This is a genomic window from Pseudoalteromonas sp. 2CM36K (assembly GCF_023161865.1).
Taxonomy (GTDB): Bacteria; Pseudomonadota; Gammaproteobacteria; order Enterobacterales; family Alteromonadaceae; genus Pseudoalteromonas; species Pseudoalteromonas tetraodonis.
Window position 1 is genome coordinate 12347 of sequence record NZ_JALNTK010000023.1, and the last position, 12208, is coordinate 24554.

Consider the following 12208-nt stretch of genomic DNA (forward strand, 5'->3'; position numbering starts at 1 on the left):
TACTTCAGTTTAGAGGTAGCTAATACTTTGATGTAATTAGTATTAATAATATGGGCACATAATGAAAATAATCATACTCGGTGCTGGGCAAGTTGGCGGCACACTCGCAGAAAACCTAGTGGGTGAACAAAACGAAATAACCGTAGTTGATATCGACGGTAACCGCTTGCGCGAACTGCAAGATAAGTACGATTTACAAGGTGTTGCAGGCCATGGCGCTCACCCTGACGTGCTAAGTCGCGCAGGGGCTGAAGATGCCGATATGATTATTGCGGTGACCAGCTCAGATGAAGTTAACATGGTGGCATGCCAAGTTGCCTACAGTATTTTTAATACACCGACCAAAATAGCCCGTATTCGCTCTGAGCAGTATTTAAAATACCGCGAAAAACTATTCCATAATGATGACTTACCCGTCGATCATTATATTGCCCCAGAAGCACTCGTTACTAAGTATATTCGCCGCCTAATAGACTACCCTGGCGCATTACAAGTACTGCAATTTGCCGATGGCATGCTCTCTTTAGTGGCTGTAAAAGCCTACTATGGCGGCTTATTGGTAGGCTATGCCCTATCTACACTTAAGCAGCATATTCCTAATGTTGAAACTCGGGTAGCCGCTATTTACCGCCAAGGTAAAGCGATAAAACCCTTGGGCACCACCGTAATAGAAGCCGACGATGAAGTATTTTTTATTGCCGCAACCAAACACATTCGTGCGGTAATGAACGAGCTACAAAAGCTGGAACGCTCGTATAAAAAAATCATGATTGCCGGTGGCGGTAATATTGGTGCAGGTCTAGCCCGTTCACTGGAAAGAAACCACAGCGTTAAGTTACTAGAGCGAAGTAAAGAGCGTGGCGAACAGCTTTCTGAAATGCTCGACAACACCGTGGTATTTTGTGGTGATGCATCCGATCAGGAGCTGCTCTCTGAAGAACACATTGAACAGGTTGATGTGTTTATTGCCGTTACCAACGACGATGAAGTAAATATAATGTCGGCTATGCTCGCAAAACGCATGGGGGCACAAAAAACCATGGTACTTATTCAACGAGGCGCTTACGTTGATTTAGTACAGGGCGGCGAAATTGATATTGCGATTTCACCACAACAAGCGACTATTTCTGCATTGCTGACTCACGTGCGCCGTGGTGATATTGTAAACGTGTACTCACTACGTAAAGGAGCCGCAGAAGCCATAGAAGCGGTTGCCCATGGTGATGAAAATACCTCTAAAGTGGTAGGTCGCGCAATTGCCGATATTAAATTGCCAGCAGGTACCACAATAGGTGCAATTGTGCGAAATGACGATGTACTGATTGCCCATGACGATACAATTATTTTGTCAGGCGATCATGTAATCATGTTCTTAATTGATAAAAAGCACATTAACGTGGTTGAAAAGTTATTCCAAGTTAGCGCAATCTTTTTATAATTAATTCCTCCTTTTTATTCACAACCCGCTTGTAAGTAAAAAGGAGAATACCCAAACCTAAATGAAAATCATTATCAAAAGCATTTACTAATAAAGAAAAATCCATTAGTCTCTTCTTGCTCGATTATCAAGCAGCGACATCTACTGATGTGAAAAGTTAATTTCACGTTTTTAAATAAAAATGGATTTCAAATGATACACCTACTCTCTAAGAAAAATTATCCCGTAACTCATTACACTCTGGTTGGCCTTTTACTTTCAACAGTTTCAACTCAAACGCTCGCCCACACTAGCGAAGGTATCGAAAGGTTAACCGTAATCGGAGAGCAAGCGAACGGCTATAAAGTTAATTCCATGAGCTCTGCAACAGGTCTTGAGCTATCACATTTGCAAACGCCGCAATCAACGATAGCGATAACCAGCGACTTCATGGCAGACCAACAACTAAATACCGCAATTGAAGCTATAACCAGTGTGACAGGCATAAATGCTCGAGAAGCAGATAATGGTAAGTTTTCTATTTCAGCCCGAGGTATTAGTGTTACCAGCATACTTTATGATGGCATAGCGACCACCTATGACACCCGCTTTAATTATGGAGATAACCTAACCGATACCGCAATTTATGATCGTATCGAAATAGTTAGAGGAGCAACGGGGTTAATGCTGGGCGCGGGTAACCCTTCGGCAGCAATTAATTTGATACGTAAACGCCCAACTGTAAACACTCAAGTAAATCTTACTGCTTCATTAGGCTCATGGGACAACTACCGCGCGATGGTGGATGTGTCGGGAAGTATAAATAATAGTGAAAGTATAAGAGGACGAGCTGTTGTTGCTTATCAAGATAGACACTCATATCAAGATCGCTTTTCGCAAACCAGTCAAACATTATATGGCATTATTGAGGCAGATCTTTCTAACAATACTTTGTTGACGCTTGCTGTTGATAATCAATCGACAACTCCTAAAGGAACAATGTCAGGTGGTTTGCCTATTTTTTATAGTGATGGCTCCCGCACTGCTTATGACAGAGGTGTTTCAACAGCTCAAGATTGGGCCTCTTCTCGAACCGATGCACTTAATGCGTTTATTCGCCTAGAGCATTACTTTAACGCTAACTGGCAGCTAACCGCTAATTATGTCTATGGTGATAACGACCTAGACTATGATGTGTTTTGGGTAAAAGGAGAGCCCGATCCTATAAACAACACTGGAATGAAACCCGGTTCTATAAACTATATTGATGCAAACAGAACGCAGGATACCTATGAGGTTGAACTCAATGGTCGGTTTAATTGGCTGGGCCAAAGTCACCAACTGCTATTTGGTTATAATACCCAAGAGCAACAGTTTTCGACCCCTTATTATGCTAGTCAACAAAGTGACTATGTTATCGGCGATTTCACTGACTCTAGTTATAGCATTGCAAAACCAAATTGGCAGTCAGAAGCGGCTTACGGATCTTATGGCACAACTAAACAAGATGCACTTTATGTTGCTGCACAACTAAATATAACCGATGCCTTGTCTTTAATTGTTGGAAGCCGGTTAAATCAATGTCAAACCAATCAAGATAATTTTGGTCGCATGCATGATTATAAAATAAATGATGAACTAACTAATTATTTTGGAGCAACTTATGAACTAACACAGAATTGGGCTTTGTATGCTAATTACACTGATATTTTTACACCACAAAGTCGAGTTGATAAAAATGGACATTATTTAAGCCCTATTAAAGGTAAGAATTATGAAATTGGCATAAAAGCTTCTGTACTTGATGAACGTTTAGACATATCCCTTTCTGGATTTAAAATTTATCAAGATAATGTAGGCGAGTACACGGGAGATACCATTGCAGAAACACTTCAGGCCATCTACAAGCCCATTGACGGCACATTAACTCAGGGCTACGAGCTAGAAATCAACGGAAAATTAACCGACAACTGGAACGCTTATTTTGGCTATACTCATAGTAAAGGCGAAAAACCGGATAATACGGTATTAAATACCACCAACCCAAAAGATCAATTTAAACTTTTTACTAGCTATCAACTCTCAGGTGCATTAGACAATCTAAAAGTGGGTGGTGGCTATCGCTGGCAAAGCAATAGCTATGATGAAGTTAAAAACCCTGTTTATGGCGCTGTTGAGGTAAACCAGCCTAGTTATGGTATTGCCAGCCTAATGGCGAATTATCAAATGAATGAGCAATTATCTGTTAGCCTAAATATCGATAACTTATTTGATAAGCATTATTACAGTCAAATTGGGTTCTATAACCAATATCGTTATGGCAAGCCAAGAAGCTTCTCTCTCCAACTTAAATATAGTCTCTAACAAGTATAAAAAAGCCGCTGACTATTCAGCGGCTTTAGTGGAGTATGATGGGGTAATACTTATTGTACTCTTGCAAACTCTTCTTTAGAAAGTTCACCATTTCCGTCAGTATCTAAGTCATCAAAAATATTCATTAGTTGTTTATTAGACGCAGCTTCCTGCTGACTAATTACACCGTCGCCATTACTATCAAAAGAGGCAAAATCTACCGCTGCATAAGCTGCTGATGATGACGCTAATACTAAAATCGCAAGTGTTGTGTTTAATGCTTTCATAATAAGTCTCCTATAAGAGGGAAATCCTTTTCTGAGATCCCTGTGCAATGAAAAAAGTCAAAAATTAAAAGTTTGCAAACTCAGCTTTAGAAAGCTCACCATTACCGTCAGTATCAAGCTCAGTAAATGCGGCTGTTAAATCAGCGTTTACAGCCGCTTCGCTTTGACTAATAGCGCCGTTACCATCAGTATCAAGCATGTCAAAGTCGCTTGCTGCAAAAGCAGCTGATGAAGAAGCAAGAGCGATAAGTGCGAATGTTTTATGTAATGTTTTCATAATTTAATCCTTCAAAATGTAATGCAATGGTCTATCAAAAAATTGTGTCTGGCTATCACAGTCCTTGTTATTCTCTTTCATAGGCTTCCTTGCCTATCTAGGTTGTCTTTGGCAACTCAGAATATACTTAGCCTTGTCTTATGCTTTCGAAAATTCTTCTTTTGATAGCTCACCGTTTTGGTCAGTATCAAGCTCTGAGAACATGCTCATTAATTTTGCATCAACCGATGCTTCGCTTTGGCTAATAGCGCCGTTACCGTCAGTATCTAGTGTGTCAAAGTCGCTCGCTGCAAAGGCAGCTGATGAAGAAGCAAGAGCGATAAGTGCAAATGTTTTGTGTAATGTTTTCATAATTTAATCCTTCAAAATGTAATGCAATGGTCTATCAAAAAATTGTGTCTGGCTATCACAGTCCTTGTTATTCTCTTTCATAGGCTTCCTTGCCTATTTAGGTTGTCTTTGGCAACTCAGAATATACTTAGACTTGTCTTATGCTTTCGAAAATTCTTCTTTTGATAGCTCACCGTTTTGGTCAGTATCAAGCTCTGAGAACATGCTCATTAATTTTGCATCAACCGATGCTTCGCTTTGGCTAATAGCGCCGTTACCGTCAGTATCTAGTGTGTCAAAGTCGCTCGCCGCAAAGGCAGCTGATGAAGAAGCAAGAGCGATAAGTGCAAATGTTTTGTGTAATGTTTTCATAATGAGTATTCCTTAAAATCGTTTAAATTATGGGGGAGCTTTTAACTCCCAAAACTTTAATAGCTTAGGGTTATGCTTTAGAGAACTCTTCTTTTGATAGCTCACCGTTTTGGTCTGTATCAAGCTCTGAAAACATGCCCATTAGTTTTGCATCAACTGATGCTTCGCTTTGACTGATTGCGCCGTTGCCGTCAACGTCTAGCTTATCAAAGTCGCTTGCTGCAAAAGCAGCTGATGAAGAAGCCAATGCGATAAGTGCTAAAGTTTTATTAATGCTTTTCATAATCTATCTTCCTTCAAAGTTTATGTTTTATGCGATTAAGTGTTTTACTTTAAATCACGTTTCGTTCTATACAGCCTGACTATTACAACTTCGATGCCAATAATATAAAAACTATAATTTTCAATAAATTAACCTGCAACTAGCTGAAAATGGCGCTATTTAACTCGTTATTTTGTTGCTTTTTAGCAACAGTAGATGAGGCAATAAAATTAAAACAATAAAAATCAAAGAGTTGAGTTTAAGGAAAGCCCCACACAGTCGATGAGCAATCGCTAAAAAAGAGGATTAAATAAACAAAAAGGAAGGTGAGTTAAGTTTAATTTTGTTATAAACAAAAAATTAGAATAAAAAAAAATATTTAACTAATTGTTTTTAATAAATTTATAAAATAAATTTGAAATGGATTTTAAAAATAACAACAACGCATGGCTATTTGTTGCAAAAGAGCGAAAATGTTAGAGCTTGTTGATATTTTAGAATTGTAAAATGTTCAGCGTCGAAAGATAACAGGCTTTATACAATTTCAACTTCAAGTGCACTAGGGTCAATGAAGTGATCTCCCATCAGGGTTTTCATTTGCTCTTCACTGGCAAATAATCGAATTCCGCAATATATACCTTTAGCATGTTTTTTCACGCTGCATATTTGCCCTTCGTGCTTTGTATCTTCATCAAACACTACAATACAACGCATATCTTTAATGTCGTCAATTTCTTGGGTTGTTTTAATATCAAACATAACACCCGTTAACGAAATATCTTTTATAACGCCTTCAAAGGAGGGACGATCATCCGATAATTTTAACTTGGCAGGAAACAGCGTCGGTATACGCGCTTGCGAGCGCAGCTCAAATAACTGTACTTGTGAAGGATAGTCGATAAACAATAACTTAGCCGGGTGAGATGCTACAGACATAAGCTGCTGACGAAACGCTAGTACATGCCCACCACTGCCCTCTATAAGCGCTCTTACCACCACCATCACACCATCGCGTAAATAATCACTTGCCATGGGGAGCCGTTTTGCATTGGGGTAATTTAAAATAATAAACTTTTTTTCTAATAAGCCTATAAACTCTGTTTTTACACGTCGGCTACTGGTTGGTGTCAGTATTTCTAAATCGACCATGCCACCTGTGACGATTTGGCTTAACTTTTCCAAATTGGTTTTTTGCATAGTTCCTTCCTAATATTTAAAACGTTATCCACGCCAAAATGTTGGGGTAAATAGCACTAATAGTGTAAATATCTCTAAACGACCAAATACCATTGCCACGGTTAATATCCATTTTGCAGTATCGGTAATAGCGCCATAATGAGAAGCAACATCACCTAAACCAGGCCCAAGGTTATTTAAACACGCTGCCGTTGCTGAGAATGCCGTTATATTGTCTAACCCGGTGCCCATTAACGCTAACATAATAATAATAAAGACTAGTGCATAAGCCGAGAAAAAACCCCATACTGCTTCAACTACTTTATCTGGTAGCGCCTTTCGTCCTAACTTTATAGAGTATATAGCTCGAGGATGCACTAAGCGGTTTAGCTCTCGCACCCCTTGTAGATAAAGTAAAAACACGCGCACTACTTTCATACCGCCGCCAGTCGAACCAGCACAGCCACCAATAAAACTAGAGAATATTAATAAAATAGGTAAAAACAAAGGCCAAGCAGAAAAGTTATCTGTGGCAAATCCTGCGGTGCTGCTCATAGATACAGCTTGAAACAATGCCTGATCGAGGGTTTCATCGCCATTGGCATAAACATCGTGAGATGAAAGTACCGTGAAACAAATCACCACCAGCGCGAGCTGAATACATAGAAACACTTTGAATTCAGGGTCACGAATGTAAACACTAATATTACGACTCGCTACAGCAGCATAATGCAGTGAAAAGTTAATGGCCGCGATAATTAAAAAGAACACACAAATAAAGTTAATTACTGGGCTATCAAAATGCCCCATTGAAGCGTCATAAGTAGAAAAACCACCAATAGCCACCGTAGAAAAAGCATGGCAAATTGCATCAAACCAATTCATGCCAGCGCTCCAATACGCCAAAGTACATGCAAGGGTAATAGACACATAAATATACCAAAGGTGTTTAGCAGTGTCGGCTATTCGCGGGGTCATTTTGGAGTCTTTAACGGGGCCTGGAATCTCAGCCCGATACAACTGCATACCACCTACGCCAAGCATTGGCAGGATTGCTACCGCTAATACAATGATCCCCATACCACCAAACCACTGTAATTGTTGGCGATAAAACAATACCGATTTAGGCAGATACTCTATGCCTGTCAGTACGGTAGCTCCTGTAGTGGTTAAGCCAGAAAAGGCTTCAAACACGGCATCGGCTAAAGAGAGATTGGGTTCTTGTAAAAATACCAGCGGTAAGGAGGCAAACGCACCGAGTACCAGCCAAAATAAAACCACGATTAAAAAGCCTTCGCGGGCTTTTAAATCGCCATGCTCATGCCTATTTGGGTAATAAGCCATTAAGCCAATAACAACACTGAATATAAAGGCTAAAACAAACGGCACCCCTCCACCATCTTTATAAATTAAAGACACTAGCGCTGGTGGCACCATAGTAATACTGAATAGCGCAACCAATTGGCCAAGAATTTTTATGATGGTACGAAATTGCATTGAGCGTATCGCTTTTTTATTAGTAAATTAAAATAACTACTGTATGACTCGAAAATTTAATGTTTAACCATTAAATGGGATGAATGTAAGACTATTACTCTTTGATTGTTAACTCAACTGCGCCGTGGCTTAAATCAAAAATATCTTTGATGGCTTGCTGCGCTTGGCGACTATCAATGGTAATAGTCCACTCAATATTTGCAGTAAACTGCTTTTCAATATTAAGTACCTGAAAGTTCGTTTTTAAATGTTGCTCTATCGCCCCTTGCATACTGTATTCACTAAAGCCCACCAGCTCAGCACTCGGCACTTTCACCACGGTTTGTAGTTTTGCTAAGGCATTATTGAGTGAACCACCATAAGCACGCACCAGCCCACCCGTACCGAGCTTTATACCTCCAAAGTAACGTGTTACCACAGCGGTCACTTCACCTAAGCCTGAGCCCACTAGCACATTGAGCATGGGTTTACCGGCGGTGCCATTGGGCTCCCCGTCATCAGAAAAACCATAAACATGGCTGCCCCCTGGGTTACCTGCAACATGTGCCCAGCAATTGTGGCGTGCATCGCTGTATTTTTCTTCAATATTTTTAATAAAGGCTTTCGCAGCATTTAGATCGGGCGTGTGACCTATGTGAACGATAAAGGTACTTTTTTTAATTTCTTCTTGATGAAATACAGCTTCGGCTGGGTATTTATATTCAGACATAGCACTTACTTAGGCTTTAATTAAAAAAATGGGGCCAAAAAGCCCCTTTGTATCCGTTTATTTTAGCGCGTATTGGCTAACTCGTCTTTAATAAGGATTTAGTCGAGTAATAAATTACGCGTCATATTTTCTAGGCTATCTTCGTGAACAATAATATTGTCCTCGATACGAATACCGCCAAAAGGTTTAAACGCTTCGACCTTTTCCCAGTTAATAAACTGCTTATTGTCTGTTTGTGCTAAATCACCCAATAAAGAGTCAATAAAGTACAAACCTGGCTCAATAGTAAACACTTGGTTTTTCTCAATTAAGCGAGTGCAGCGTAAAAATGGATGGCCTTCTGGTGGCGCTTGATGTGCCCCTGTTTCATCACGCATAAAACCACCCACATCGTGAACCTGTGCACCTAAATGATGCCCTAAGCCATGCGGGAAGAAAGTTGAGGTAATTTGACGCTCAACAATTTCCGCTGCCGGTAGTTTAACAATATTAAAATCACTTAATAGCTGAGCAATACGGTTATGACAATCAATATGCAGATCGCCATACAGTAAACCTGGCTTTAAGCTTTTTCCTAACTCAATTTGATGCGCTGTCATAGCGTTAACTAAGTCAGCAAACTCACCCTGCTTTTTAAAGTCGTAGGTACGGGTAATATCCGCAGCGTAACCATTAAAGTTAGCGCCCGCATCAATTAAAAATGAATTATGCGTTTGTGGTGCTTTTGGCTCAAAATGGGTGTAGTGCAAAATAGCGCAGTTTTCGTTAAGGGCCACAATGTTGCCATATGGCATTTCGTTTTCACTTTGACGCGTTGCCATTAAGTAAGCTTGCTGAATATCAAACTCGCTACCACCATTAAAAAACGCATCACGCGCTGCTTTATGGCCATCAACCGCAATACAGTTCGCATTACGTAAACACTCAAGTTCATATTGCGTTTTATAAGCACGGTGGTAATGAATATAGTTAAGTACTGGCTCAGGGTTCATAATGCTAAAACCAAGTGCTTGTGCTACTTCGAGATACTCACCAATGTAGGCAAATTTAGCTTTATCGTAAGGTAGTAGCTTTTCAACCTGATCAGGTTGTAATAACAATTCAATATCGAAGTATTCTGCCCAAAAATCTCTTGGCTCATCAGGTACTTTATGCCAAAAATCAATTGGGCGATAAAAAATAAGTTTTGGCTTATCGCTACCATTTACCACAATCCAGCAATGTGGATTATCAATAACCGGTAGCCACGCTTTAAAATGAGGGTTAACTTTAAACGGGTAATACATATCATCTAAAAATTGGCGCTTAGCTTGGCCTGAATGAATGACTAATCCTTCTAACCCTTCTTGCTCACAAATAGTACGTGTACGCTGCTGCAATGTTGCAATATGTTCGGCGTATAAAACGGCTAATTTTTCCATAATAAACCCATCTGTTAAATTTAACTTGCTTTGAGTCTACCACTTATACACAAAGCGCTCAAAAAAGAGGGATACTTACTGTGTAAATATCCCTCTGTGGTTGTAGATTTATTTTTACTATCCGCCCATCGTCATTTCTAATATGGGGGCTAGAAGGTTTCCCTCCCGACCAAGGCGAGTATGATAAACCTGCCGATAAGCAAATACATTTTTTACATAATCTCGGGTTTCTCTGTAAGGAATAAGTTCAACCCATAGCTCAGCCGGCATTGCTTCTTCTGGTAACCAACGCTTAATACGATGATACCCAGCGTTATAAGATGCTGTAGCTAACACCTCATTGCCGTGGTTTTTCTTTTTTAAATACTGTAAATAACGAGTCCCGAGACGAATGTTGGTTTTTGGTTGATACAAACGACGATTAGAAACCGTGCCTTTATTAATATACTTTGCCGTACTCGGTAATAGCTGCATTAACCCGCGTGCATTTGCATGGGAGCGCGCATCAGGTGCAAATGAGCTTTCGCGACGTGCAATAGCAATACTCCAAGTTAGGTCAATTTTGCTTCGCTTGCTGTAACGCTCAAACATTTCTTGAAATGCAAAAGGGAAACGCAAATCCACATAATCCCATGCTTTTATTTTTGCTAGGGTGAATATAGTACTATCAAACCAATCTAGCTCGGCTGCAAGTACCGACGCAGCTAATTTTTCATCATCAGCTGAGGTATCAGTTAAATAATTCCACTCTCGTCGAGCCGCAGTAAAGCGCTCAAGTTCATATAGTGCCTTAGCACGCTTAAAGCCTGGTGCATTACTGACTTTTGTCACTAAGGCTTGATTTACATTGACTGGTAGCTCATTTAAATCAACCGGTAACCCTAAGCGAGCAGCGGCTAAAAAACCGTAATAATCACGGTTAGCGGCTACCTTGCTCCAAATTGCCTTAGCTTTTTCATGATCTGCGCGTTTGTCATAACTATAAGCAAGCCAATACTGTTGCCCTAAACTAAGATTTTCTTTACCGGTAAAAAATGCCGCAATGCCTTCCCAATCTTGAGTTTTAAGCATATTGGCTAGTTGCCATTGCATTAATTTACGATCTTGACGCGCTTTAGGGACTTTATTTAAATAAAAGCTCGCCTGGCTATGGCCGCTCGACGCTAACGACAGCGCAAAGGTATAATATACATCCGACTTTTCATCATCAGTGTAATCAAATAACCCCTCAATTTTTTGCCACGCCTTTAATGCCAACTCTTTATCACGCCAAATTAAACGCTTAATACCATAAAGCGCTATTTCCCCTTCTTTGGCTGTTTTACGTTTATAGCGGTAAAGGCCTGCAGCAGCACTAGGATCGCGCCTTACCTTGGAATATAAATCAGCTAAATAACGCTCCTTGGCTGGCAATAAGGTTTTTAAATAAGGCAATAAACGATAAGAGCCCCCTTGTGCCGCTAAAGTAACACGCTGCCACACAACATCAGGGGTTAAATAACCATTTTGTCGCCAGCGCTTAAAAAGCCCGTCACATTCACTGGGCTGTGACTCGCCAACCGTCCAAATATCGGTTACCTGCGAGAGTATTGCTTTTTTAGGCGCACCAAGATCAAGCTGATAACTAAGGTGGGTACAACTAAGCTCAGTGTCAGAGGTTTCACGGTAGTTTTTAATAAATGCTGCTTTTTTATTTCTGCGCTTTAAATAATTTAACCATGCTTTGCGCACTGGCCACTCTAATGGCGTGTGTTCATAAATAGTGAGGAAGTTTTCTATTTCTGTTTGGTGTTTTAAACTGGGGTAGCGCTGCCAATAGGCTTTTTCTACATAGGGCTTAAGTGGGTGAGACAATGAGTCTACCGCTTCTTTAAAGCTATTGTAATCACCATAGCGGGCTTGTTTTTCTGCATCTAAAAATGCATCAAGTTCGGTATTTGCGTTGGCAGAGGGAAAAGATAAAAATAGAGTCGCTGCCGCTACGCTTAATAAATATTTTTTCATAATGTCCTTTAGGGCATAGTTACCTTCAAGGCTGACAAGAGTGTGGCTATGGGTAAATAAAAAAACAGCGCAGGCACTGTAACTCTATTTTATTTACTTTGATA

Annotated in this window: 12 protein-coding genes; 2 read left to right on the forward strand and 10 right to left on the reverse strand. The window is 40.1% G+C overall.

Annotation, left to right across the window (positions count from 1 at the left end):
- Positions 1-61 precede the first annotated feature (61 nt).
- Together trkA and MTN97_RS14305 are read left to right on the forward strand one after the other, a co-directional pair.
- Positions 62-1438, forward strand: a complete 1377-nt coding sequence (gene trkA, locus MTN97_RS14300; protein ID WP_036980748.1) for a Trk system potassium transporter TrkA — start codon at positions 62-64, stop codon at positions 1436-1438.
- A gap of 192 nt (positions 1439-1630) precedes the next feature.
- Entirely contained in the window at positions 1631-3781 is a 2151-nt protein-coding gene (locus MTN97_RS14305; RefSeq protein WP_248474682.1) for a TonB-dependent siderophore receptor, read from the forward strand.
- Positions 3782-3840: 59 nt separating this feature from the next.
- Here MTN97_RS14305 and MTN97_RS14310 read toward each other — a convergent pair whose 3' ends face one another.
- The 10 genes from MTN97_RS14310 to MTN97_RS14355 form a co-directional block, all read right to left on the reverse strand.
- The gene (locus MTN97_RS14310; protein ID WP_010392739.1) at positions 3841-4056 is read right to left on the reverse strand and encodes an EF-hand domain-containing protein; all 216 of its coding nucleotides are present in this window, start codon (positions 4054-4056) and stop codon (positions 3841-3843) included.
- Positions 4057-4120: 64 nt separating this feature from the next.
- Positions 4121-4333 carry an EF-hand domain-containing protein gene (locus MTN97_RS14315; protein WP_013463660.1) on the reverse strand — a complete coding sequence of 71 codons (213 nt, stop codon included), beginning with the start codon at positions 4331-4333 and terminating at the stop codon, positions 4121-4123.
- Positions 4334-4471: 138 nt separating this feature from the next.
- On the reverse strand, positions 4472-4684 hold the full coding sequence (locus MTN97_RS14320) for an EF-hand domain-containing protein (protein ID WP_013463659.1): 213 nt from the start codon (positions 4682-4684) through the stop codon (positions 4472-4474).
- A gap of 138 nt (positions 4685-4822) precedes the next feature.
- Positions 4823-5035: an EF-hand domain-containing protein gene (locus tag MTN97_RS14325; protein ID WP_013463659.1), complete on the reverse strand. Its 213-nt coding sequence runs from the start codon at positions 5033-5035 to the stop codon at positions 4823-4825.
- Between the two features lie 70 nt (positions 5036-5105).
- Positions 5106-5318 (reverse strand): EF-hand domain-containing protein, encoded by a 213-nt coding sequence (locus tag MTN97_RS14330; RefSeq protein ID WP_248474683.1) that lies wholly within the window; start codon positions 5316-5318, stop codon positions 5106-5108.
- A 513-nt stretch (positions 5319-5831) separates the two neighbouring features.
- Positions 5832-6494 (reverse strand): flagellar brake protein, encoded by a 663-nt coding sequence (locus MTN97_RS14335; protein ID WP_248474684.1) that lies wholly within the window; start codon positions 6492-6494, stop codon positions 5832-5834.
- Positions 6495-6518: 24 nt separating this feature from the next.
- Positions 6519-7970: a TrkH family potassium uptake protein gene (locus MTN97_RS14340; protein ID WP_248474685.1), complete on the reverse strand. Its 1452-nt coding sequence runs from the start codon at positions 7968-7970 to the stop codon at positions 6519-6521.
- A 94-nt stretch (positions 7971-8064) separates the two neighbouring features.
- Complete coding sequence (locus MTN97_RS14345; RefSeq protein WP_013463655.1) at positions 8065-8679, reverse strand: YigZ family protein; 615 nt, start codon at positions 8677-8679, stop codon at positions 8065-8067.
- Between the two features lie 98 nt (positions 8680-8777).
- Positions 8778-10100, reverse strand: a complete 1323-nt coding sequence (pepQ, locus tag MTN97_RS14350; protein ID WP_248474686.1) for a Xaa-Pro dipeptidase — start codon at positions 10098-10100, stop codon at positions 8778-8780.
- 117 nt (positions 10101-10217) lie between these two features.
- A complete protein-coding gene (locus MTN97_RS14355) occupies positions 10218-12104 on the reverse strand; it encodes a lytic transglycosylase domain-containing protein (RefSeq protein WP_248474687.1) in 1887 nt (628 codons plus the stop codon).
- Between the last annotated feature and the right edge of the window lie 104 nt (positions 12105-12208).

Coding starts and splice junctions, on each gene's coding strand:
- trkA (WP_036980748.1), top strand. CDS start 62: ATGAAAATAATCATACTCGGTGCTGGGCAAGTTGGCGGCACACTCGCA.
- MTN97_RS14305 (WP_248474682.1), top strand. CDS start 1,631: ATGATACACCTACTCTCTAAGAAAAATTATCCCGTAACTCATTACACT.
- MTN97_RS14310 (WP_010392739.1), bottom strand. CDS start 4,056: ATGAAAGCATTAAACACAACACTTGCGATTTTAGTATTAGCGTCATCA.
- MTN97_RS14315 (WP_013463660.1), bottom strand. CDS start 4,333: ATGAAAACATTACATAAAACATTCGCACTTATCGCTCTTGCTTCTTCA.
- MTN97_RS14320 (WP_013463659.1), bottom strand. CDS start 4,684: ATGAAAACATTACACAAAACATTTGCACTTATCGCTCTTGCTTCTTCA.
- MTN97_RS14325 (WP_013463659.1), bottom strand. CDS start 5,035: ATGAAAACATTACACAAAACATTTGCACTTATCGCTCTTGCTTCTTCA.
- MTN97_RS14330 (WP_248474683.1), bottom strand. CDS start 5,318: ATGAAAAGCATTAATAAAACTTTAGCACTTATCGCATTGGCTTCTTCA.
- MTN97_RS14335 (WP_248474684.1), bottom strand. CDS start 6,494: ATGCAAAAAACCAATTTGGAAAAGTTAAGCCAAATCGTCACAGGTGGC.
- MTN97_RS14340 (WP_248474685.1), bottom strand. CDS start 7,970: ATGCAATTTCGTACCATCATAAAAATTCTTGGCCAATTGGTTGCGCTA.
- MTN97_RS14345 (WP_013463655.1), bottom strand. CDS start 8,679: ATGTCTGAATATAAATACCCAGCCGAAGCTGTATTTCATCAAGAAGAA.
- pepQ (WP_248474686.1), bottom strand. CDS start 10,100: ATGGAAAAATTAGCCGTTTTATACGCCGAACATATTGCAACATTGCAG.
- MTN97_RS14355 (WP_248474687.1), bottom strand. CDS start 12,104: ATGAAAAAATATTTATTAAGCGTAGCGGCAGCGACTCTATTTTTATCT.